The sequence below is a fragment of the Azospirillum largimobile genome (genome assembly GCF_977007025.2).
In genome coordinates, this window is sequence record NZ_CDRMUA020000006.1 from 71,621 (window position 1) to 94,889 (window position 23,269).

The 23,269-nt window shown below is 68.6% G+C and carries 19 protein-coding genes; 12 read left to right on the forward strand and 7 right to left on the reverse strand.

What is annotated here, in order from left to right; translation table 11 throughout:
- Positions 1-6: 6 nt before the first annotated feature.
- The 3 genes from nirD to cobA all read left to right on the forward strand — a co-directional run bounded on the left by nirD (position 7) and on the right by cobA (position 4,043).
- The gene (nirD, locus tag ACWPKK_RS27645) at positions 7-399 is read left to right on the forward strand and encodes a nitrite reductase small subunit NirD (protein ID WP_452010896.1); all 393 of its coding nucleotides are present in this window, start codon (positions 7-9) and stop codon (positions 397-399) included.
- Positions 392-3,073, forward strand: a complete 2,682-nt coding sequence (locus ACWPKK_RS27650; protein WP_452010899.1) for a molybdopterin-dependent oxidoreductase — start codon at positions 392-394, stop codon at positions 3,071-3,073. Before nirD ends, ACWPKK_RS27650 begins: the two co-directional genes overlap by 8 nt.
- Positions 3,074-3,167: 94 nt before the next feature.
- Entirely contained in the window at positions 3,168-4,043 is an 876-nt protein-coding gene (cobA, locus tag ACWPKK_RS27655; protein WP_452010901.1) for a uroporphyrinogen-III C-methyltransferase, read from the forward strand.
- Here cobA and ACWPKK_RS27660 read toward each other — a convergent pair.
- Positions 3,945-4,727, reverse strand: coding sequence for a C40 family peptidase (locus tag ACWPKK_RS27660; protein ID WP_452010902.1), 783 nt, complete (start codon positions 4,725-4,727; stop codon positions 3,945-3,947). The genes cobA and ACWPKK_RS27660 overlap by 99 nt on opposite strands.
- A gap of 225 nt (positions 4,728-4,952) precedes the next feature.
- Between ACWPKK_RS27660 and ACWPKK_RS27665 the strand changes: the two genes are divergently transcribed.
- Positions 4,953-6,032, forward strand: a complete 1,080-nt coding sequence (locus ACWPKK_RS27665; RefSeq protein WP_452010904.1) for a saccharopine dehydrogenase family protein — start codon at positions 4,953-4,955, stop codon at positions 6,030-6,032.
- A gap of 327 nt (positions 6,033-6,359) precedes the next feature.
- Positions 6,360-8,837 carry a hybrid sensor histidine kinase/response regulator gene (locus ACWPKK_RS27670; RefSeq protein ID WP_452010906.1) on the forward strand — a complete coding sequence of 826 codons (2,478 nt, stop codon included), beginning with the start codon at positions 6,360-6,362 and terminating at the stop codon, positions 8,835-8,837.
- Positions 8,838-8,890: 53 nt separating this feature from the next.
- On the opposite strand, the gene ACWPKK_RS27675 is transcribed toward ACWPKK_RS27670, so the two are convergent.
- The 6 genes from ACWPKK_RS27675 to ACWPKK_RS27700 all read right to left on the reverse strand — a co-directional run bounded on the left by ACWPKK_RS27675 (position 8,891) and on the right by ACWPKK_RS27700 (position 14,994).
- Positions 8,891-9,973, reverse strand: a complete 1,083-nt coding sequence (locus ACWPKK_RS27675) for a potassium channel family protein (RefSeq protein WP_452010909.1) — start codon at positions 9,971-9,973, stop codon at positions 8,891-8,893.
- An 83-nt stretch (positions 9,974-10,056) separates the two neighbouring features.
- The gene (locus tag ACWPKK_RS27680) at positions 10,057-11,451 is read right to left on the reverse strand and encodes an alginate export family protein (protein ID WP_452010911.1); all 1,395 of its coding nucleotides are present in this window, start codon (positions 11,449-11,451) and stop codon (positions 10,057-10,059) included.
- A 111-nt stretch (positions 11,452-11,562) separates the two neighbouring features.
- Entirely contained in the window at positions 11,563-12,492 is a 930-nt protein-coding gene (locus tag ACWPKK_RS27685; protein WP_452010914.1) for a beta-xylosidase, read from the reverse strand.
- Positions 12,489-13,274, reverse strand: coding sequence for a TIGR04290 family methyltransferase (locus tag ACWPKK_RS27690; protein ID WP_452010917.1), 786 nt, complete (start codon positions 13,272-13,274; stop codon positions 12,489-12,491). Before ACWPKK_RS27690 ends, ACWPKK_RS27685 begins: the two co-directional genes overlap by 4 nt.
- The gene (locus ACWPKK_RS27695) at positions 13,271-13,879 is read right to left on the reverse strand and encodes a histidine phosphatase family protein (protein WP_452010920.1); all 609 of its coding nucleotides are present in this window, start codon (positions 13,877-13,879) and stop codon (positions 13,271-13,273) included. The genes ACWPKK_RS27690 and ACWPKK_RS27695 overlap by 4 nt, the downstream gene beginning before the upstream one ends.
- A gap of 8 nt (positions 13,880-13,887) precedes the next feature.
- The gene (locus ACWPKK_RS27700; RefSeq protein ID WP_452010922.1) at positions 13,888-14,994 is read right to left on the reverse strand and encodes an inositol-3-phosphate synthase; all 1,107 of its coding nucleotides are present in this window, start codon (positions 14,992-14,994) and stop codon (positions 13,888-13,890) included.
- 324 nt (positions 14,995-15,318) lie between these two features.
- Between ACWPKK_RS27700 and ACWPKK_RS27705 the strand changes: the two genes are divergently transcribed.
- From ACWPKK_RS27705 to ACWPKK_RS27735, 7 genes are read left to right on the forward strand one after another with little or no spacing between them, the layout of a single operon-like run.
- A complete protein-coding gene (locus tag ACWPKK_RS27705; protein WP_452010924.1) occupies positions 15,319-16,431 on the forward strand; it encodes an NAD-dependent epimerase/dehydratase family protein in 1,113 nt (370 codons plus the stop codon).
- On the forward strand, positions 16,428-17,513 hold the full coding sequence (locus tag ACWPKK_RS27710) for an SDR family NAD(P)-dependent oxidoreductase (RefSeq protein ID WP_452010927.1): 1,086 nt from the start codon (positions 16,428-16,430) through the stop codon (positions 17,511-17,513). Before ACWPKK_RS27705 ends, ACWPKK_RS27710 begins: the two co-directional genes overlap by 4 nt.
- Entirely contained in the window at positions 17,513-18,805 is a 1,293-nt protein-coding gene (locus ACWPKK_RS27715; RefSeq protein WP_452010929.1) for a TIGR04295 family B12-binding domain-containing radical SAM protein, read from the forward strand. Before ACWPKK_RS27710 ends, ACWPKK_RS27715 begins: the two co-directional genes overlap by 1 nt.
- Positions 18,790-19,941, forward strand: a complete 1,152-nt coding sequence (locus tag ACWPKK_RS27720; protein WP_452010931.1) for a glycosyltransferase family 4 protein — start codon at positions 18,790-18,792, stop codon at positions 19,939-19,941. The genes ACWPKK_RS27715 and ACWPKK_RS27720 overlap by 16 nt, the downstream gene beginning before the upstream one ends.
- Positions 19,938-21,062 carry a CgeB family protein gene (locus tag ACWPKK_RS27725; protein ID WP_452010934.1) on the forward strand — a complete coding sequence of 375 codons (1,125 nt, stop codon included), beginning with the start codon at positions 19,938-19,940 and terminating at the stop codon, positions 21,060-21,062. The genes ACWPKK_RS27720 and ACWPKK_RS27725 overlap by 4 nt, the downstream gene beginning before the upstream one ends.
- Positions 21,059-22,153, forward strand: coding sequence for a CgeB family protein (locus ACWPKK_RS27730; RefSeq protein WP_452010937.1), 1,095 nt, complete (start codon positions 21,059-21,061; stop codon positions 22,151-22,153). Before ACWPKK_RS27725 ends, ACWPKK_RS27730 begins: the two co-directional genes overlap by 4 nt.
- The gene (locus tag ACWPKK_RS27735) at positions 22,150-23,259 is read left to right on the forward strand and encodes a CgeB family protein (protein WP_452010940.1); all 1,110 of its coding nucleotides are present in this window, start codon (positions 22,150-22,152) and stop codon (positions 23,257-23,259) included. The genes ACWPKK_RS27730 and ACWPKK_RS27735 overlap by 4 nt, the downstream gene beginning before the upstream one ends.
- Positions 23,260-23,269: the final 10 nt, after the last annotated feature.

The window sequence follows — 23,269 nt, forward strand, 5'->3', positions numbered from 1 at the left end:
CCGATCATGGACAGCATCATCATGGAAAACGCCGCTGCTGAGACGGTCTGGACCCTGGTCGGCACCGTCGACGACATCCCCGTGCTGGGGTCGCGCGTCGTCCGCACCCCCGACGGCGACATCGCCCTGTTCCGCACGGCGGCCGACGAGGTCTTCGCGCTGGAGGATGCCTGCCCGCACAAGCGGGGGCCGCTGTCCCAGGGCATCGTCCACGGCCGCCGCGTCACCTGCCCGCTGCACAACTGGGTGATCGAGCTGGCGACCGGCGAGGCCGTCGCCCCCGACGAGGGACGCACCGGCCATGTTCCGGTGCGGGTGGACGGGCGCAGCGTCGCCATCGCGCTCGGCGAGGCCAAGCTGTCGCGCGGTGGCTGCCGCAAGGCCTGCGGCCATGTTTGACGGAGCGGAGCTTGCCTCCGGCGGACAACGGGAGGTGAAGACCACCTGTCCCTATTGCGGGGTCGGGTGCGGGGTGACCGCGACGGTGAAGGCGAATGGCGCCGTCACCGTGCGCGGCGATGCCGACCACCCGGCGAACCGGGGCCGGCTCTGCTCCAAGGGATCGGCGCTGGCCGACACGCTGGTGCCGGAGGGGCGGTTGCTCCATCCCGAGGTCGGGAACCGGCGCGTGTCGTGGGACGAGGCGCTGGACGAGGTGGCCCGGCGCTTTTCCGACACCATCACCAGGCATGGGCCGGATTCGGTCGCCTTCTATGTCTCCGGCCAGCTGCTGACCGAGGATTACTACGTCGCCAACAAGCTGATGAAGGGCTTCATCGGCTCGGCGAACATCGACACCAACTCGCGCCTGTGCATGGCGTCGTCGGTGGTCGGGCACAAGCGGGGCTTGGGCGCCGATGCGGTGCCGGGGACCTACGAGGATTTCGAGAGCGCCGATCTGGTGGTGCTGGTGGGGTCGAACCTCGCCTGGTGCCATCCGGTGCTGAACCAGCGGCTGCTGGCGGCGCGGGCGGAGCGGGGAACCCGCATCGTCGTGGTCGATCCGCGCCGCACCGACTGCGTGGACTCCGCGGACCGCCATCTGGCGCTGAAGGCCGGGACCGACGCGGTGCTGTTCAACGGGCTGCTGGCCTATCTGGATGAGCACGGCCATCGCGATGCCGGCTTCACCGCCGCCCATGCCGAGGGGGTGGAGGACGCGCTGGCTGCTGCCCACGCCGATGCGCGGGATGTGGCGACGGTCGCCCGTCGCTGTGGGTTGGAGGAGGCCGAGGTCGCCGCCTTTTATTCCGAGTTCGCGGCGACCGGGCGGGTGGTGACCGTCTATTCCCAGGGGGTCAACCAGTCGTCCCAGGGCAGCGACACCGTCAACGCCATCCTGAACGTGCATTTCCTGACCGGCCGCATCGGCCGGCCGGGCTGCGGTCCCTTCTCCGTCACCGGGCAGCCGAACGCCATGGGCGGGCGCGAGGTCGGCGGGCTGGCGAACCAGCTGGCTGCCCATATGGGCTTCACGGCGGAAGAGGTCGACCGGGTCGGCCGCTTCTGGAGCGCGCCGCGGATGGCGGACAAGCCAGGGCTGAAGGCGGTCGACCTGTTCCGCGCCATCGAGGCCGGGACGGTCAAGGCGGTGTGGATCATGGCGACCAACCCCGCCGTCAGCATGCCCGACGCCGGCCGGGTCCGCCGGGCGCTGGAGCGCTGCGAGACGGTGGTGGTTTCCGACTGCATCCGCGACACCGACACCGGCCGCTTCGCCCATATCCGCCTGCCGGCCAAGGGCTGGAGCGAGAAGGACGGCACCGTCACCAACTCCGACCGCACCGTCTCGCGCCAGCGGGCTTTCAGGGATGGGGCAGGAGAGGCGCGGGCCGACTGGTGGATCATGACCCAGGTCGCGCGGCGCATGGGCTTCGCCGGGGCCTTTCCCTACGAGACTGCTGCCGAGGTTTTCCGCGAGCATGCGGCGCTGTCGGACTTCGAGAATGGCGGAACGCGCGCCTTCGACATCGGGGCGCTGAGCGGGCTGGATGACGCCGGTTACGACGCGCTGGCGCCCTTCCCCTGGCCTTGGCGGGCGGGGGGCGAGCCGCAGAAACGGCTGTTCGGTGATGGCCGCTTCTTCACCGCGGATGGACGCGCCCGGATGCTGCCGATCACGGCGAAGCCCCTGCCGCGGAGCCTGTCGGAAGGCGCCTTGCTGCTGAACACGGGGCGGCTGCGCGACCAGTGGCACACCATGACGCGCACCGGCCTGTCGGCGCGGCTGTCCGCCCATGCGCCGGAGCCTCGGCTGGACATCAACCCGGCGGACGCCGTCGCGCGGGGGCTGAACGACGGCGGACTGGCCCGCATCGCCACGGCGGCAGGGGAAGCGCTGGCCCGCGTCCATGTCACCGATGCCCAAAGCGAAGGCACCATCTTCCTGCCGATGCACTGGACCGACCGCTTCACCGGCGGCTGCGTCATCGGCCGGCTGATCGACGACGAGGCTGTGGACCCGTTTTCCGGCCAGCCGGACCTGAAGCGGATGCCGGCGACGGTGGAGCCCTGGCGGCCGGACTGGACCGCCTTCCTGCTGGCCCGCCAGCCGGTGGAGCCTCGGCATGGCGGCTATTGGGCCAGCCGCGCGGTGGCCGGCGGCCATCTGGTGGAGATGGCGGGGATCGGAGCCATCCCGGCTGTGGAAGCTTGGCTGCCCGGCCTCGACCCTGCCGGGGCGGTGGTGGAGTTCCGTGACGAGGCGCGCGGCAACCTGCGCATGGCCTGGATGGAGGGCGACCGGCTGGACGCCTGCCTGTTCGTCGCCGCCGACGGGCGCCTGCCGCCGCGCGGCTGGCTCGCCGGTCTGCTGGAAGCGGACGGGCTGGACGACAGCGCGCGGGCCGGGCTGCTGGCCGGACGGGCGCCGGGCGCCGCCGCGGACGAGGGGCGGGTCGTCTGCGCCTGCTTCAGCGTCGGCATCAACCGGCTGGTCGGAGCCATCCGCGACCGGCGGCTGACCAGCGTGGCGGAGATCGGTGCGGCGTTGAAGGCCGGCACGAATTGTGGTTCCTGCGTGCCTGAACTCAAGGAGGTGCTTCGTCATGCTCATCAGCGCGAAGTGGCGTGATGGCCAGACTCTCCCTCTCCCCCCCGGGGAGAGGGTCGGGGTGAGAGGGATGCGTGGCGGAGCCTCTTGGGATTGGCTGCGCCCCGCATTCTCTGTGTTCGCTCGTCTTTTGGAGAGGTTTTCCCCCTCACCCCGACCCTCTCCCCGGGGGGGAGAGGGGGATAGTGGCGGTGTCGGCACCGTCACCCTCGTCGGCGCCGGCCCCGGCGACCCCGACCTGCTCACCGTCGCGGCGGTGAAGGCGTTGGCCGCCGCCGAGGTCGTGCTCTACGACGCGCTGGTCGGCGACGGCATCCTCGACCTCGCCCATCCTGGGGCGGAGCGCATCTGTGTCGGCAAGCGGTCCGGCCGCCATTCGCTGCCGCAGGGGGAGATCAACGCGCTGATCGCCTTCCATGCGCAGCGTGGCAAGCGCGTCGTTCGCCTGAAGGGCGGCGACCCGATGGTGTTCGGCCGCGCCGGCGAGGAGATTGAGCATCTCGACAGCCTCGGCATTCCGGTGCGCGTCATCCCCGGCATCACCGCGGCGCTCGGTTGCGCCGCCTCGACCGGGCTGTCGCTGACCAAGCGCGGGGTGTCGCGCGCCGTCACCTTCGTCACCGCCCATGGCCGCGACGGCGAGCGGTTCGAGCCCGATTGGGCGCGGCTGGCCGATCCGCAGGGCACGCTGGCGATCTATATGGGCCGCGAGCAGGCCCGCGCGGTCGGTCAGGGGTTGACCGGGGCCGGGCTGCCGGCCAAAACGCCGGTTCTGGCGGTGGAGAATGGTTGCCGGCACGACGAGCGGCGCTACTGGACGACGCTCGGCGAGATGGCGGAACAGGGAGTGGCCGCCGGCAAGGGGCCGACCCTGCTGCTGGTGGGTGAGGCGCTACGCCCGCGTCATGCCGTCAATGAAATGGTGGGGACGGCGGACTCCGTTGATCTCCGCGCGCTTGGCGACCTCGCTCAGCGGTTCGATCACGACTGACATGGTGAAGACGGTGGCATGCAGCAGGTTCGTCCCGTCCACCATTAGCCCGACATGGCCGGGGAAGAAGACGATGTCGCCGCGCTGATAGATGACATTACGGCCATCTTCGGACACCCACGCCCCCAGCCGCTCGTCCTTGCGCTGCATGCCGCTGCTGTGGTGGGAGACGACGCCGGCCGCCGCCATGGCGGTCAGCACCAGCCCGGAGCAGTCGATGCCGAAGCTGCTGCGCCCGCCCCAGACATAGGGCGTCTCCAGAAAGCGCAGGGCGGTGGCGATGTGGTCGGCCGCAGGCGCCGAGTCCACCGGCTCCAGCCATCCCGCGAACAGCCACAGCCCGTCGTCGGTGCCGACCCAGCCATTCTCCACCCGGCCGTCGAGCGTCACCAGCGACCCGAAGCTGAGCGTCGCCACCGGCGGCGCCTTGTGCGTCGGTCCGGGATGCAGGTCGGCGCGCAATGCCCGCACGCGGTGGGTGGGAGCGACCGGCTCCCGATGCGCGGTGCCCGGCGGCAGCCAGCCGACATGACCGTCGAAGGCGTTCTCCGCCCGCAGCCAGCCGCCACACTCCTCCAGAACGCGGAAGCGCTCTCCACGGATCAACTCGCTGGTCTGGGGAACGCCGTGTTGCGGCTCCTCCAGCAGGACGGCGTGCGGGGCGGTCAGTTGGCGCATGGTCATGGCGGCGGGCCGGACTTGGGGAAACCGGCTGCGACCTTAGCGCCGGTGCCGATGCCGCGCGAGGGATAAAGCACATCCGTCATTTCAACGGCACTTCCGTCATTCCGCCGGAAATCTCAAGCGTGACCGGCGCATTGCCCGGTTCTGCCCGGCCACATCCGCCGACACCTTTTGTGTGCGAGCCAATCGCCAAAACACAAACGGCTGAACAGAGGAGCGGGAGACATGGCAACGATGAAGGTTCTGGTTCTGGGTGCGGGCAAGATCGGGTCGATGATCGGCACGCTGCTGTCCGAGACCGACGATTTCGCCGTCACTGTCGGCGACCGGGACGAGGCGCTGCTGTACCGGGCCGAACGGGCCGGGCTGCGGGTGACGCGCGTCGATGTGGAGGATCCGGTCTCTCTGCGTGCCGCGATGGAAGGCCAGCATGCGGTCTTGAGCGCCTGCCCCTTCACGCTGACCCCGGCCATTGCGACCGCCGCCGTCGCGGCCGGTGCCCATTATCTGGACCTGACCGAGGATGTCGCCGCCACCCGCAAGGTGAAGATGCTGGCGGAGACCGCCAACACCGCGCTGATCCCGCAATGCGGTCTGGCGCCGGGCTTCATCTCCATCGTCGGGCACGACCTTGCCCGCCGCTTCGACGAGCTGCACAACCTGCACCTCCGGGTCGGCGCCCTGCCGCAATACCCGACCAACGCCCTGAAATACAATCTGACCTGGAGCACCGACGGGCTGATCAACGAATACTGCAACCCGTGCGAGGCCATCATCGACGGCCGCCCGCACGAGGTGATGCCGCTGGAGGGTGACGAGCGCTTTGCGCTGGACGGCGTCGATTACGAGGCGTTCAACACCTCCGGTGGACTGGGTTCGCTGTGCGAGACGCTGGCCGGCAAGGTGCGGAACCTCGATTACAAGACCGTGCGCTATCCCGGCCACCGCGACATCGTCCGCCTGCTGATCCGCGACCTGCGGCTGGGCGAGCGGCGCCATCTGCTGAAGGACGTGCTGGAAACCGCGGTGCCGCTGACCCTGCAGGACGTGGTGCTGGTGCTGGCGACCGCCACCGGCGTGCAGGAGGGCGAGCTGCGGCAGGAGACCTTCGCCACCAAGATCTACAGCAAGCCCATCGCCGGCCGCACCTGGAGCGCCATCCAGGTGACCACCGCCGCCGGCATCTGCGCCGTGCTGGACCTGCTGCGCGAGGGTTCCATCCCGCAGGCCGGCTTCATCCGGCAGGAACAGGTGCCGCTGGACGCCTTCCTCAACAACCGCTTTGGCCGGCATTACAAGGGCTGACGGGGGGCTTGGCCGGCATCGGCGCCGTGTGAGCCCGTTCGGGCCGCCGTTCCCGCGACGACGGGGACGGCGGCCCCTGACTGTAAGTATAAGAGATTGTCAGCAACAGGAACATTGTGGAGAGCCGTTCTGTTGGTCCAGTAGCCGATGTCGCCATCCCTTTGCATCGCTCGATGCAGGGTGGCAGCTGTCGTTCCGGCTATGGAGAGCGGTCGTGCGCCACGTCGATCCCGATGCCAGCAGAGCCCTTGATGCGGTTGCCGTTGGGACGTCCAAACCGCGGTGTGAGGCGTCATTCCTTTGGGCATTGGCCCCGCGGGTCTGCCGGTGACCTTCGTTGAGCCGCCATGGCCTCTCAACGAGCCGGCCCGCATCGACCGGCTGAAGGGATATTGCATCCTCGACACGCCGCCGGACCCGGTCTTCGACCGGCTGACCAGGCTTGCCGCCCGCTTCTTCCGTGTGCCGACCGCCTTGGTCAGTCTGGTCGACGAAAGCCGCCAATGGTTCAAGGCGCGCTACGGCTTTCATGTCCAGCACACCGCCCGCCGGCTGTCCTTCTGCGCCTACACGATCCTCGAAGACCGCCCGATGGTGGTGCACGACACCATGGCGGACGAGCGGTTCGCCAATAACGACCTCGTCACCGGAGAGCCGTTCATCCGCTTCTATGCCGGGGCGCCGCTGAGGACGCCGGAGGGGCTGCTGCTGGGAACCTTCTGCCTCATCGACTATGAGCCGCGGCATGATTTCGGCGAGCAGGAGCAGAGCGACCTGGCGGAATTCGCCCGCATCGTCATGCACGAATTGGAAATGCGCGCGGCGCAACACGCAGCCGAGGCGGCGGAGCAGGCGGAACGGCAGGCCCGTGCCGCCACGGAAAGGGCTGAAACCCGGTATCGCGCCGTGGTGGAAACCGCCGTGGACGCGATGGTGGTGATCGATGAAGCCGGCGTGATGCAGTCCTTCAATGCCGCCGCCGAGCGCATCTTCGGCTACGCCGCCGAGGACATGGTCGGGCGCAACGTGTCGGAACTGATGCCGGAGCCCGACCGGTCACGGCACAAGGAGTATATCGGCCACTACCTGCGAACCGGGATTCCCCGGATCATCGGTTCGGGGCGCGAGGTGGAGGGACGGCGGCGGGACGGAACGCAGTTTCCGCTGGAACTGGCGATCGCCGAATGGTGGGACGGCGAGCAGCGCTTCTTCACCGGCATCATGCGCGACATCACCCAGCGCCGGATGATCGAGCAGACTCTTCAGCAGACCAACAGGCTGCTGGGGACGCTGATCGAGGGCATCACCGACCCGGTGTTCGTGAAGGGGGCGGACGGGCGGTTCCTCGTGGTCAACGATGCCACCTGCCGCCTGTTCGGTGCCGGCCGCGACCGGGTGCTGGGCGCGCGCGACCGGGACTTCTACCCGCCCAAGCTCGCTTCCCATATCGAGGCGGTCGACCGGCAGGTGATCGAGACCGGCGAGATCGTGGTGCTGGAGGAGGAGATCCTCGACTGCACAAGCGGGCAGATCCGTTTCTGCCTGACGACTAAGGCACCCCTGCGGGACTCCGATGGGCATGTCGTCGGCGTCGTCGGCATCGCCCGCGACATCACCGAGCGCAAGCGCTTCGAGGACAGGCTGCGGACGGCCAAGTCGGAAGCCGAGCGGGCGAATGTGGCGAAGTCCAAGTTCCTTGCCTCGGCCAGCCACGACCTGCGCCAGCCCGTCCAGTCGCTGGTCCTGTTCATGGGTGCGCTGCAGGGCCATGTCGAAGGAACTCCGGGGATGCGCATTCTGCGCTCCATGGAGCAGTCGATGGACGGCTTGCGCATGCTGCTCGACGGGCTGCTCGACGTATCGAAGCTGGATGCCGGCCTGGTGACGGCCAACCCGGTGGCGATGCCGATCGCCCCCATCATCCAGCGCCTGGCCGACGAATATACCCTGCGCGCGGCGGAGCAGGGACTGCGGTTCCGGACGAGCGGCTGCGGCACGGTGGTGCAGAGCGACCCGGTGCTGCTGGAGCGCATTCTGCGCAATCTTGTGGAGAATGCCCTGCGCTATACCGAGCGGGGCGGGGTGCTCGTCGGGTGTCGGCGGCGCGACGGTCAGTTGCGTATCGAGGTGGCCGACACCGGCATCGGCATCGCGCCGGACCGTCAGCAGGAGGTGTTCGAGGAGTTCTTCCAGGTCGGCAATCCCGAGCGCGACCGCGACAAGGGGCTGGGCCTGGGACTTGCGGTGGTTCGTCGTCTGGCGCGCCTGCTGGGGCATGAGGTGGAGGTCCGGTCGATTCCGGGGCGCGGATCGACCTTCGCCGTCACGGTGCCGCTGATCGAGGCCGGCGGCGCCTCTCCTGGCCGCAGCGAAGCTGTTGCGCCGGAGGACTGCAGCGGCGTCGTCCTTGTGGTCGACGACGAGGAATTGGTCCGGACCGGAATGCAGGCGATGATCGAGACCTGGGGATACCGGGTGCTGACCGGGTCCTGCCGGGCCGAGGCGATCGGGGTGCTGGACGACCACCCGCCCGACATCCTGCTTGCCGACTACCGGCTGCGCGACGGCGAGACCGGGCTGGATGTGATCCGCGCGGTGCATGCGCGGCTCGGCAGGCGGATCCCGGCGGCGATCGTGACGGGCGATACGGCGCCGGAACGGCTGGCCGAAGCCCAGGCGGGAGGATACCGCCTTCTTCACAAGCCCGTTGCCGCGACCGACCTGCGCACGGCCGTCGTCGAACTGATGGGGCAGGCCGTGCGCCTCGGCGCCGACCCCCAGGCGGGCCGGCGCGGTGGGGCGTGAAGCCGCCCAGGTGAAATCCGGGTGAAATCCGGGTGAAGCCCGGCTGCGGATGCCTACGGCCGGGCCTCCTTGCCGCCGGACTGCGGCGGGCTGATGATCAGCAGCGTGTCCTGCGCCTGGATGATGTAGCGGTTGCGCTCGGTGAAGGGGATATCCCGGCCGTGGCTGTGGACCTGGACGACCATGCCGGCGGAGACCTCCGCCATGGTTTTGCCGACCTCGTCCGCTTCCGCCCGCCGCTCGCTCAGCACCATCTGCCCGCCGGTCGACATCAGGTCGCACAGGAAGGGGGTGGCGTGCCGCGTCTCCACCGCGTCGGCCATCAGATAGCCGCCGATCTTGGGCGGCGACACCACGAGGTCGGCGCCGCTGAGATTGGCGAGCTTGATGTTCTCCTCCTGCTTGATGCTTGCGACGATCTTGGTGTCGGCGGACAGGTGGCGCACGGTCAGGACCACCAGGACGGTGGTGTCGTCCCGCCCGGTGCTGACGATCACCGCCTTCGCCCGGCCCACGCAGGCCTTGGTCAGCGTGTCCTCGCTGGTGCCGTCGCCGAGCAGGCCGATGAAGCCGCATTCGGCCGCCAGTTGGATGCGCTCCTCCGATTCGTCGATGACGACGATGTGATCGGCGGGATGGCCCTTCGAGACGGTTTCCTGTGCGGCGATGAACCCGCTGTGCCCGAAGCCGCACAGCACGATGTGCCCCTGCAACTGCTTCTGAATGCGGCTCAATCGGAATTCCTCCACGATCCTCTGCACCACCAGTTCGTAGGCGGTGCCGAGAAAGATGAACCAGATGAAGATGCGGATCGGCGTGACGGCGAAGGCGTCGATCAGGCGGGCGGTGTGGCTGACCGGCACGATGTCGCCATAGCCGACGGTGGTCACCGTGATCATGGCGAAGTAGAGGACGTCGGGGAAACTGATGTTGCCGTCGATCTGGTCCTTCAGCCCGTCGCGGTCGAACCAGAACACCGCGATGACCAGCGTGATCAGGACGATGACGATCCCGATGCGCACCAGCAGCGTCTTCTCCGCCGACAGGCCGGAGCGGACATGCAGCAGCTTCCCCTTGCGCAGGGAAGGCTTCGCCCGCCGCCTGTCCTGAAGCCGCCGCTCCGCCGGTTTGTCCATCGGCCGTCCGTCCGGATCCGTTTTGTTGTTCTTCGATAGTCTGAACGCGCCAGACCGCATTCCGGGTGCGGGGCTCCCGCTTTTTAGAATTTGAACACTGCTTCCATGCCTGCGAAATGGATGGTCTTCGCCGGGCCGCTGTCCTTCAGGAAGGGACCGGGACGGAATGCCGAGTAGGAGATCAGCCCTTCGAAGGAGCGGCCGGAGCTGTAGGACAGCACCAGTTCGCCCTGGGTGCCGACATAGCGTGCCCGCGATCCGGTTCCGGAGCGCAGAAGGCCGCCGGTCAGGTCGTACACGCCGTCGTCCAGGCTCTCCCGCCAAAAGGCGATGGCGGAGGCGGACAGGCTGAATTCGTCGGACAAGGCGAGGTCCAGCGACGGGTGCAGGTTCATCAGGTTGTAGGGGCCGACCGGCGTCAGTTCGCCGAAATACTTGGCGCGCGGGAACAGGGGATTGAAGGTCTCCAGCCGGTCGTCGCGGGGATTGTCGTCGCCACTGGCGATGTTGGCCTTCAGGCCGAGGCGCGGTTGCAGCGGCAGGGTGGTGAAGCGGTAGCCGGTGTCGGTGGCGAGCGACCATGCCCGGATGGACCCGCTGCCGAAGCGGCCGAACTGGCCCATGGCTTCCCAGTTCCAGTCCCAGCCGGCGGCCTTGCCGAAGGCAAGCAGACCGACCGTGTGCCGCAGTTCGCGTGCAGCACCCGCGTCGAAGCCGGCGCGGCGGTTGCGGTAGCCGATGTAATAGGCGTCGAGCCCGGCGCTGTCGGTCCACTCCAGATCGAGCGGTCGCGTGGCGTAGAGCGCCCAGGCGGTGCGGCGGGCGTCGCGGCCGTCGTCGAACAGCTCCGGCGTCGGTTGGATCGGGCGGCCGAGGAAGGCGTCGACCCGCCAGGGGCCGGCGGTGACGACGCCCTTCACCGCGTCGAAGGATCGGGGGACATTGGCACCGTAGCGGATGGAGATCAGCCGCTCCGAACCATAGGCCAGCATCTGCCGGCCGACGCGCAGCGTGCCCCGGGCCTCGCCCAGCGTTGCATTCAGGTCGGCGAAGCCCTGCATCAGGTCGATCCGGTCGGCGTCCGGCGGGGCGAGCGGGTCCAGCTTGCCAACCGCGTCGGCCATGATCAACTGGCCGAACAGGCGGACGCTCTCCCCGACACGCAGGTCGGCATAGGGCAGGGCGCGCCACAGCCCGTAGGCGTCGTTGCGCGGATCGTCCTGGCCCCAGCCGCTGTTGCGGACCGCCTCGCCGCGCAAGCGCAGTTCCAGCCCGGTGGACAGCGAGGCGAAGCCGTCCGACGTGACCGGGATGGCTTTGAACCGCTCCCAAGCGGCGCCGGACCGTGCCTGGGGCGAAATTAGGTAGCGATAGTCCTCGTCGAAGCGGGTGTTGGTCAGTGGCGGCGGATCGGCGGCATGGGCCGGACCGATCCACAGCAAAAGGGCGACCGCCGCCGCGCGAAGGCGGGTCGTCATGGGGCATCTCCGTGGTGGCGCTGGACTGCACCGATCCTACGGAGATGCCCGGCGGTGTGATTGCTCCATCGGAACCGCTTTTGACGGTTCTGTGCACCCGCGCTTGCGCGTTTATCCCACCGCCGCCATGGACGCCGCAGAATCGGCCGTCCGCGTGGTGCCGTAGCGGCGGATCATCGCGGCGCAGAACTCGGCGAATTCCTCCGCCACCTGGGGCGGGCTGGTGTGGTGGGGTTCGACGCCGCGGTGTTCGGGGGTGAAGCAGAAGGTGACGGTCACCTCGAAATCGGCCAGCGCCTCCATCTGGCGGTCGAACCAGTCCAGCGCGTTGGGGCGGAAGCTGTCGGCCCAGGACAGGCCGGTGCGCAGGTGCCGCACGCCCAGCCGCTTCAGCCAGCCCACCGCCTCGTCCAGCCGGTGGTCCTCATAGTGGAACCACTGGCAGATGCCCATCTGCCCGGCATAGGGCGCGAAGGCCTCCACCGCCGGCTTAGGGGTGCCGTCGGCGCGCAGCAGCCCCATGTGGAAATGGCGGTAGTAGGACGACCCTTCCGCCTCCTTGTGGCGGGTTGTGGCCTCCCAATGGCTGGGCAGGTCGTACAAGCTGTACCAGTGGATGCGCGGCACCTTGCCGATCAGCAGCTCCGCGGTGCGCTTGACGCCCCAGGCCTGCACCTCCTCGGCGCCGAAGGAGGAGACGCCGGCCTCGGTCACCCAGATCGGCTTGTTGGTGACGGCGCGGATCTCGTCGATCTTGTTCGGCCACTCGTGGATCTGCCAGAGATTCCAGTCGAGCGGGAAGCCGTGGACCGCCACCACGTCCACCTCCTCCAGCACGCCGCGCTCGTCGAGCCGGCGGACGAAGGACGGATCGATGGGGGACATGCCGCCCAGCACGCGGGTGATGGTGGAATTCTCCGCCCGGATCGCCTGCCCGGCCAGGATTGTCATGCGGGCGAACAGGTCCCATTCGGGGTCGAGGTTGGGATCCCAGTGCGATTTGTTGTTCGGCTCGTTCCAGATCTTGGCGGCTTCGATCATCCCTCGGTCCCTTTCTTCACGGCGTCTTCTTTCGGCTGGGCCGGATACACCGCCCCCGCCTCTGTCGGGCGGTCGACCCGGCGGCAGACATAAACCTCGCGTTCCGGATGCTCGACGATGGCGAAGCCGGCGCTGCGCAGCATCGCCTCGGCGCAGGCGGCGTTGGGCGCCCACCAGTTGGTCCAGTCGCGGGCGTATTCGTGTTCGATGAAGTGCAGCTTCGGATAGCCGGGATCGTCGAAGTGATCCTGCTCGAAGAAGTCGTAGTCGGCACGCACCGGCGCCACCTCGGCCGAGCCGCGCTGCATCGACTGGAAGATCATCAGGTCCTTGGCGACATGGTCGTGGATCAGGTCCAGCGCCAGCAGCGGGTGGCGCAGGTGGTAGAGCACGCCCATGAACAGCACGACGTCGAAGCTCTCGCCGAGCTTGGCGACGTCGTAGACCGACATCTTGTGGAATTCGATGTCCTGCCCGGTCACTTCGGCGGCGAATTTCGCCTGCGCCAGATAGCGGTCGTCGAAGTCGATGGCGACCACCCGGTCGGCACCGCGGCGCTTCATCTCGATGGAGTAGAAACCGCCGTTGCAGCCGATGTCGAGAACGGTGCGGCCGGTCAGATCCTTCGGCACCGCATGCTCGAAGCGCTTCCACTTCACGTTCGGGTAGTCGTTCAGGAAATGGTCGGGTGCCGTGCGCACGCCGTTGAGGTCGATGTTGTGGAACCAGTCGCCGAGTTCTGCGACGCGTTCGCGGATCTGGTCGGCCGTCAGGCTCGTCATGCCGCACCCTCGTTGATGCTGTGGACCTTCAGCCCCCAATCGCCGGCGATCACAACGCTGCGGGAGGCCGGGCTGATTTCGAATCGTCCGTAGAAGTCGAGCGGCAGCCCCATGGCGTGGGCCAGTGCCGCCTTGATGATGTCGCCATGGCTGACCAGCGCCAGCGTGCCGCCGGGATGGGCGCGGCGCAGCCGGTCGAGCAATGCTGCGATCCGGGTCTGCGCCTCCGCCATCGACTCACCTGGAGTCTCGCCGGGGGTGGGGCGGGTATGGCTGCGTGCCCGGTTCCACAGGTCCCAGGCGGGATCGCCGTGCAGGTCCTCGAACCGCTTGCCGCTCCAGGCGCCGAGGTCGAGTTCGTTCAGCGCCGGCTCGATGGTCGGCGACAAGCCCTGCCGCTCGGCGATCGGGGTGGCGGTCTCGACGGCGCGCTCCAGCGGGCTGGACAGCACGGCGGTCAGGCGCAGTGACGACAGGCGGTCGGCCAGCGAATCGGCCTCCGCCCGGCCCTGGGCGCTGAGCGTCACGCCGGCCATGCGGCCGCACAGGACCGAGCCCAGCCGGTCGTGCGAACCGTGGCGCACCAGGATGAAGATGGTCTCCATGCCGCCGCTCACATCAGGCGGGTCGGCTTGGTCTCGAGAGGTTCCCCGGCGATGAAGCGCAGCGTGCGTTCCCGTGCCTCGTGGTCGGTGAACTGTTCGGGCGGCGACTTCATGAAGTAGCTGGACGGGCCGACCAGCGGGCCGGCGATGCCGCGGTCGAGCGCCAGCTTGGCGCAGCGCACCGCGTCGATGACGATGCCGGCGGAGTTGGGGCTGTCCCAGACCTCAAGCTTCAGCTCCACATTCAGCGGAACGCCGCCGAAGGTTGTGCCTTCCAGCCGAATATGCGCCCATTTGCGGTCGGTCAGCCAGGGCACATGGTCGCTGGGGCCGACATGCACGTCTTCCGGGTCGAGCGGCACATCGAGTTGGCTGGTCACGGCCTGGGTTTTGGAAATCTTTTTCGACTCCAGGCGCTCGCGCTCCAGCATGTTCTTGAAGTCGGTGTTGCCGCCGAAATTCAGCTGATAGGTGCGGTCCAGCCGCACGCCGCGCTCGCGGAACAGGTTGGCCAGCATGCGGTGGACGATGGTGGCGCCGACCTGGCTCTTGATGTCGTCGCCGATGATCGGCAGGCCGCGTTCGGCGAAGCGCCGTGCCCAGACGGGATTGGAGGCGATGAAGACCGGGATGCAGTTGACGAAGGCGCAGCCGGCCTCCAGCGCCTGTTCGGCATAGAATTCCGTAGCCTGCTGCGATCCGACCGGCAGATAGGAGACCAGGATGTCGGTGCCGGTGCGGCGCAGGGTTTCCGCCACGTTCACCGGCCGTTGCTCCGATTCGGCGATGTCGCCGGCCAGGTATTTGCCGATGCCGTCCAGCGTCGGACCGCGTTCCACCGGCACACCGAAACGAGGCGGTTTGGCAAAGCGAATAGTATTATTAGGAGGTGCGAAAATAGCCTCCCCGACATCGAGCCCCACTTTCGAGGCTGCAACATCGAAGGCGGCAGAAATCTCGATGTCTCCAACGTGATAGCCGCCAAGATCGACAGTCATAAGCCCCGGGGGCGGCTCATTGGCTTTGGCGCCAGCGTAATAGCATATCCCTTGTACAAAAGATGATGCACAATTTCCGACGCCCGCGATTGCTACCCGGAGCTTTTTCCCAGTCACGAAGCTCTCCCATCCTTAAATGCACGGCGCTCCACGGAGCATGGTTATTTGTAAACAGGAAAAGGAATCATCGGAAGATCAGTCGTTGGTGGCACGCCTTTTGGACGAGGTGCGCAATTTTTAACGGCGGTGTTAACGTCGACAGTGCGGCCGTCGTGACTCAGCCAAGGAGTTGCGAGTCGGTCCCGAAATAAAACCGCACAGGGTGCCCTGGGCAACTTGCGGGGACGAGCGGGGGGCCTTCGGTGTCGATCGCCGTAAGGCCCTGCCCCTTGTTTCCGCACGTCAACGTCAAGAATCGTATCAAATTCCTCGGAGGGACTTGTGGGAGAGACCGTTCTCGTCACTGGCGGAGCCGGCTTCATCGGCCGCCATGTCGCCAAGGCCCTGCTTGCCCGCGGCGACCGCGTCCGGGTGCTCGACAGCCTGATCGAACAGGTGCACCCGACGCGGCAGCGTCCCGACGAACTGGATGCCGATGTGGAGTTGCTGGTCGGCGACGTGCGTGACGACGACATGGTCGCCCGTGCGCTGGAAGGCGTTGATTCGGTGATCCACCTCGCCGCCGAAGTCGGCGTCGGCCAGAGCATGTATGCGGTCGACCGCTACACCTCGGTGAACGACTACGGCACCGCCGTTCTGTTCCAGCGCCTGATCGACAAGCCGGTTCGCCGCGTCGTCGTCGCGTCGTCCATGAGCATCTATGGCGAGGGGCTGTACCGCACCGCCGACGGCACGCTGATGGAGGACGTCGTCCGCGGCGCCCGCAATCCCGATGGGTCCTGGGACCCGCTCGACCAGCAGGGCCGGCCGCTGGTGCCGGTCCGCACGCCGGAAAGCAAGCGCCCGGCGCTGAAGTCGGTCTACGCCATCGGGAAATATGTGCAGGAACGGCTGACCCTGACGCTGACCGCGCAGTACGGGATGGAGGGCTCGGCCCTTCGCCTGTGGAACGCCTATGGGCCGGGGCAGGCGCTGTCGAACCCCTACACCGGCGTGCTGGCGATCTTCGCCTCGCGCATCGCCAACGGCCAGCGCCCGATGATCTTCGAGGACGGGCAGCAGCGCCGCGACTTCGTGCATGTCCGCGACGTCGCCCGCGCCTTCCTGCTGGCGCTGGACAACCCGGCCGCCAACGGCGAGGTGTTCAACATCGGCTCCGGCGAGGAGCGCACGGTGGAGGAGGTGGCGCTGATGCAGGCCGCCTCGATGGGCCGCGCCGACCTGTCGCCGGAGATCACCGGCAAGGCGCGCGCCGGCGACATCCGCCACAACATCCCCGACCTGACCAAGGCCCGTACCGTGCTCGGCTATGACCGGAAGGAGGATTTCTCCGATGGTCTGGCCGAACTGGCGGAATGGGTCGCCCGGCAGGAGGCGCAGGACCGCGTCGCCGATGCCCGCCGCGAACTGGAAGAGCGGGGTCTGGTGGCATGAGCGGCACCAAGAACCCGGTTCTGATCACCGGCGGCGCCGGCTTCATCGGATCGAACCTTGCCGACCGGCTGGCGTCGGACGGGCATGACGTGCTGATCTATGACGCGTTGCGCCGTCCGGGGGTGGAGCGGAACCTGCGCTGGCTGCAATCCCGTCACCCGTTGCGCATCAGCGCCGTCACAGCCGACCTGCGCGACGAACAGGCGCTGGCCGATGCTGCCAAGGACGCCAAGGCGGTGTTCCATCTGGCCGCCCAGGTCGCGGTGACCACCAGCATGGTCGACCCGGTCGACGATTTCGAGGTGAACATCCGCGGCACCCTGTCCCTGCTGGAGGCGGTGCGCCGCCACGGCCAAAATAAGGGCAAGCGCACGCCGGTGATCTTCGCCAGCACCAACAAGGTCTATGGCGACCTCGCCGACGTGCCTCTGGAGTTGGTGGATGACGCCTATGCGCCGGTCGATCCGGCGATCCGCGCGCATGGCGTGTCGGAGGCGCGGCCGCTCGACTTCCACACCCCCTATGGCTGCTCGAAGGGCGCGGCGGACCAGTATGTGCTGGATTACGCCCGCAGCTTCGACCTGCCGACCGCCGTGCTGCGGATGAGCTGCATCTACGGCCCGCGCCAGATGGGGACGGAGGATCAGGGCTGGGTCGCCCATTTCCTGATCCGCGCGCTGAACGGCGAGCCGATCACCATCTACGGCGACGGCCGGCAGGTGCGCGACGTGCTGTTCGCCGCCGACACGGTGCAGGCCTATGTTTCCGCCTGGGAGCGGATTGAGCAGGTGAAGGGCCGCGCCTTCAACCTGGGCGGCGGGGCGGCCAACGCCATCAGCCTGCGCCAGCTGATCGCGCACATCGAATATCTGATGGGCCGCAAGGTGGAGGTCAGCTACGGCGACTGGCGGGCCGGCGACCAGCGCTATTACGTGTCGGACACCCGCGCGGTCCGCGACGCGCTGGGGCTGGCCGCGCCGACGGAGTGGAAGCGCGGCGTGGCGCTGCTCGCCGAATGGCTGCGGGCGGAGAAAAGCGGCATGCCGTCCCCTGCCGAACCGCAGTCGGTGGAGGCCGCCTGATGAGGGTTGCGCTGGTCAACCCGGCCTGGAGCTTCGACCACAGCATCTATTTCGGATGCCGCGAAGCGCATCTGCCGCTGGAGCTGGGATACAGCAAGGCGCTGCTGGAGCAGGCCGGGCACGAGGTGCTGCTGCTGGACGGCGCGCTGGACGGCCTGTCGAACGCGGAGATGGCGGAGCGGGTCGCCGCCTTCGCCGCCGACATGACCGTGCTGACCACCGCGCCGACCTACCTGTTCTGGCGCTGCGCCCAGCCGGAACTGCGCGTGCCGAACGAGTTCTTGGCGGCACTGGACGGTCGCGGCGGGCGTACCGTCGCGGTCGGGCCGCACGGCTCCACCACCCCGGCGCCGACGCTGAGCAAGCTCGGCGTCGATGTGGTGGTGCGCGGGGAGTGCGAGGAGATCGTCGCCAAGCTGGCAGACGGTTTGGTGCTGGACGACATACCGGCGCTGGCCTTCTACCGCGACGGCGATCTGGTGGTGACCGGCGGGCCGCATGCGGCGCGCTTCACCGATCTGCCGGCGCTGTCCTGGCCGGTGGAGTGGCTGCAGCGCCACCCGCACCACCATCACCGTTACGGCACTGAACCGGTCGGGCCGGGGGCGGAGGTGGAGGCGTCGCGCGGCTGCCCCTACAACTGCAGCTTTTGCGCCAAGATCGATTTCCGCGACCAGTACCGGCGCCGCGACACCGCCATCATCCTGGAGGAGATCGACGGGCTGATCGCGGCCGGCGTGCGCTACGTCTATTTCATCGACGAGATCTTCCTGCCCCGGCGCGACCTGCTGGAAGCGCTGGTGGAACGGCCGATCGAGTTCGGCGTGCAGACGCGCATCGATTTGTGGAAGCCGGAGATGCTCGACCTCTTGGGGGCGGCCGGCTGCGTGTCGATCGAGGCCGGGGTGGAAAGCCTGACCGAGGAAGGCCGCGCCTCGCTCGACAAGAAATGCCGGATGAGCACCGACGATCTGGCCGACCGGCTGATCCATGCCCGGCGCAGCGTGCCCTTCGTCCAGGCCAACCTGATCGCGGTGGCCGGCGACGATGCCGACATGGTCAAGGCCTGGCGCGAGAAGCTGCTGGCCGCCGGGGTGTGGGCCAACGACCCGGTGCCGCTCTACCCCTATCCGGCCTCGCCCGATTACCGTCGCCTGTGGGGCGAGCCGGACGACCGGGCGTGGGAGCGGGCGCACGAGCATTACCTTGCCCAGTTCGAACGCCTGAGCGACATCCAGGAGGACGAGCCTTTGCCGCTGACGGAACTGGAGGCGGCATGCTCCTGCCGCTGACGAGTGCCCAAAGAATATTGCCGCCCGCGGAACCACCCTATGTGCTGATGACGGCCGACAGCGTCGGCGGGGTGTGGACCTATGCGCTCGATCTGGCCCGCGAGTTGGCGGGACAGGGGACGCGGGTGACGTTGGCGGTGCTGGGGCCGTCGCCCCACCCCGATCAGGTCGCCGCCGCCGCCGCGGTGGACGGGCTGGAGCTGATCGATACCGGTCTGCCGCTCGACTGGACCGCCCCCAATGAGGCCGCGGTGCGCCGCACGGCGGAGGCGCTCGGCGATCTCGCGGCAAGGCTCGGCCCCGATGTGGTGCATCTGAACAGTCCGGCGCTGGCCGCTGACGCCGGCTTCACCATGCCGGTCGTCGGCGTCTGCCATTCCTGCATGGCCAGTTGGTGGGCGGCGGTGCGCGGCGGCGAGATGCCGGAGGATTTCCGCTGGCGGACGGAGCTGCTGCGCCGCGGCTATCAGGCCTGCGACGTGCTGGTGGCGCCGAGCGCCGCCTTCGCCGATGCCACTGCCGCGCTGTACGACGTGGCGCCGCCGGTGGTGGTGCGCAACGGGCGCTATGCCCGCAAGGCCGGACCGCGGCGGGCCGCGATGGGGCGGGAACGCTTCGTCTTCACCGCCGGACGGCTGTGGGATTCGGGCAAGAACGTCGAACTGCTGGACGCGGCGGCGAAGCTGCTGGACGTGCCGGTCTTCGCCGCCGGACCGCTGGAAAGCCCGACCGGGCACCGCGTCGGGCTGACCCATGCCAAGGCATTGGGGCGGCTGGACGGCGCGTCGGTCGCCGGATGGATGGCGCGGGCGCCGGTCTTCGCCTCCCTGCCATTGTACGAGCCGTTCGGGCTGACGGTGCTGGAGGCGGCGCAGGCCGGCTGCGCGCTGGTTCTGTCGGACATCGCCAGCTTCCGCGAGTTATGGGACGGCGCCGCCATCTTCGCCGATCCGGGCGATGCCAGGGCACTGGCCGCGACCCTGCGCCGGCTGCTCGACGACCCGCTGGAGGCCCGGCGGCTCGGCACCGCCGCCCGCCGCCGCGCCGCCCGCTATGACATGGACCGGCTCACCGCCGGGATGCTCGACGTCTATCGGTCGGTGACGCACCCGGTGCGTTCGGAGGTGATCGCGTGAGGATCGTCTATTTCACCCATTCGCTGGCTTCCTGCTGGAACCACGGCAACGCCCATTTCCTGCGCGGGGTGCTGCGCGACCTGATCGCCCGCGGCCATGACGTGCGGGTGCTGGAACCCGACGGCGCCTGGAGCCTGCAGAACCTGCTGGCCGACCATGGCGAGGCCGGGCTGGACGCCTATCGCAGCGCCTATCCGGACCTGTCCTCGCGCACCATGCCGAAGGGCTTCGATGTCGAGGCCGCCTGCGATGGCGCCGATCTGGTGGTCGTCCATGAATGGAACGACCCGGCGCTGGTCGCTGCCGTTGGCGACGCCCGCAGGCGTGGCGGGCGCTTTACCCTGCTGTTCCACGACACCCACCACCGCGCGGTCAGCGACCCGAAGGCGATCAACGCCTTCGACCTGTCCGGCTATGACGGCGTGCTGGCCTTCGGCGAGACACTCGCCGCCGTCTATCGCCGCTGGGGTTGGGAAGGCCGTGTCTTCGTCTGGCACGAGGCCGCCGATATCCGCCTGTTCCATCCGCCGGCCGAAGAAGGGCAACGAGAAGGCGCGGTGTGGATCGGCAATTGGGGCGACGGCGAGCGGACGGAGGAGCTCGAACGCTTCCTTTTCGCGCCGGCCAAGTCCGCCGGGCTGCCGCTGGAGATCTACGGCGTGCGTTACCCGGCGGACGCCCTGGCGACGCTGAAGCGTTACGGCATCGCCTATAAGGGCTGGCTGCCGAACGCGCGGGCGCCGGAGATCTTCGCCCGCCACCGCGTCACCGTCCATGTGCCGCGCCGCTTCTACGTCGACCTGCTGCCCGGCATCCCGACCATCCGCGTGTTCGAGGCGCTGGCCTGCGGCATCCCGCTGGTCAGCGCCCCGTGGAGCGATGCGGAGGGGCTGTTCCGCCCCGGCCGCGACTTCCTGTTCGCCCGCGACGGCGAGGAGATGGCCGGCCACCTGCGCGCCATAGACGAGGACGAGGGGCTGCGAGCCGAACTGGTCCGCAACGGGCTGGAGACGATCCGCGCCCGCCATACCTGTGCCCACCGCGTCGATGAGCTGCTGTCCATCGTCGGCAGCCTGCGCGGCAATCAAAAAGAACCGGTTCTCGAGGAGTCCGCCCGATGAAGATGGCCTTTTACGGGTCGAGCCTGCTGTCCTCCTACTGGAACGGCGCGGCCACCTATTACCGCGGCATGCTGAGCGAACTGGCCAAACATGGCTGGGACATCACCTTCTACGAGCCGGACGCCTTCGACCGACAGAAGCACCGCGACATCGAGCCGCCGGACTATGCCAAGGTCGTCGTCTATGACGCCACGCCCGAAGCCTGCCGCGCGGTGATCGCGGAAGCGGTGAAGGCCGACGTGGTGGTGAAGGCCAACGGAGTCGGCGTCTTCGACGACGAACTGCTGGACGGCGTGATGGATGCCGCCAATCCGCAGGCGTTGCGCATCTATTGGGACGTGGACGCCCCGGCGACGCTGGCGGAGCTGCGGCAGGCGCCCGACCATGTGCTGCGCCGACGCCTGCCGGAGCTGGACTTCGTGCTGACCTATGGCGGCGGGCCGCCGGTGGTCTCGGCCTATGAAGCGATGGGGGCGCCGGTCTGCCGGCCGGTCTACAACGCGCTGGACCCGTCCACCCACCATCCGGTGCCGCCGCAGGACCGTTTCCGCGCCGACCTGAACTTCCTCGGCAACCGGCTGCCCGACCGCGAGGCGCGGGTCGAGCGCTTCTTCCTGGAGCCGGCGGCGCGCAATCCGGATGCCCGCTACATCATCGGCGGCAGTGGCTGGGAGACCAAGGGGCTGCCGGCCAACGTCACCCACATCGGCCATGTCGGCACCGCCGACCACAACGCCTTCAACACCTCGGCCAAGGCGGTGCTGAACATCGCCCGCGACAGCATGGCGGAGGTCGGCTTCTCCCCCGCCACCCGCGTGTTCGAGGCGGCAGGCGCCGGCGCCTGCCTGATCACCGATGCCTGGGAGGGGGTGGAGCTGTTCCTGGCCCCCGACGAGGAGGTGCTGGTGGCCCGCGACGGGCAGGACGTGACCGAGCATCTGCGCGCGCTGACGCCGGAACGCTCCCGCGCCATCGGCGAGGCGGCGCGCCGCCGCATCCTGGCCGGCCACACCTATGCCCGCCGGGCGGTCGAGGTGGACCAGCTGTTGCGCGGCGCGCTGGCCGCCCGTCGGGAACGGAGCGCGGCATGAAGCTGGTCGTCCTGGGCCTGAGCCTGTCCTCCTCCTGGGGCAACGGGCACGCCACCACTTTCCGCGCGCTGCTGAAATCCTTCGCCGCGCGCGGGCACGAGATCCTGTTCCTGGAGCGGGATGTTCCCTGGTACGCGAACAACCGCGACCTGCCGAATCCGGCTTGGTGCGAGCTGGCCTTCTACAGCGACCTTGAGGATCTGAAGCGCTTCACCGCAGCCGTCGCCGGGGCGGACGCTGTGCTGGTGGGATCCTACGTGCCGGAAGGTGTCGCGGTCGGACGCTGGGCGCAGGAGACGGCGCGCGGCGTCGTCGCCTTCTACGACATCGACACGCCGGTGACGCTGGCGAAGCTGGAGCGCGGCGATTACGAGTATCTCGCGCCGGAGGTCATCCCCGGCTACGACGTGTACTTCTCCTTCACCGGCGGGCCGACGCTCGACCGGCTGATGGAGCAGTACGGCTCTCCTGCCGCGCGGGCGCTCTACTGCTCGGTGGATGCGGAGGCCTATGCGCCGCTGCCGGTGCCAAAGCGCTGGGACCTCAGCTATCTCGGCACCTACAGCATCGACCGCCAGCCGACGCTGGACCGCCTGCTGCTGGAGCCGGCACGCCGCGCGCCGGAGCTGCGTTTCGTGGTCGCCGGGCCGCAATATCCCGACGACATCGTCTGGCCGGCGAATGTGGAGCGGCTGCACCATGTGCCGCCGGCCGACCATCCTGCCTTCTATGCGGCGAGCCGCTTCACCCTGAACGTGACGCGCGAGGACATGATCCGCGCCGGCTACAGCCCCAGCGTCCGCCTGTTCGAGGCGGCGGCCTGCGCCACCCCGATCATCTCCGACATCTGGGACGGCATCGACACGCTGCTGGAGCCGGGGCGGGAGATCATCCTGGCCGAGACGGCCGACGAGGTGCTGGACGTGCTGCGCCGCCCGGCCGGAGAGGGCGAGATCGGCGAGCAGGCGCGGCGGCGGATCCTAGCGGCGCACACCGCGGCCCATCGGGCGGAGACGCTGGAGACGGAGTTGGTCGCGGCGATGGAGCGGGGGCTTGCCCCCACCCCAACCCTCCCCCGCTGGGCGGGGGAGGGGGCAGGTGCTTAGGCGGGAAATC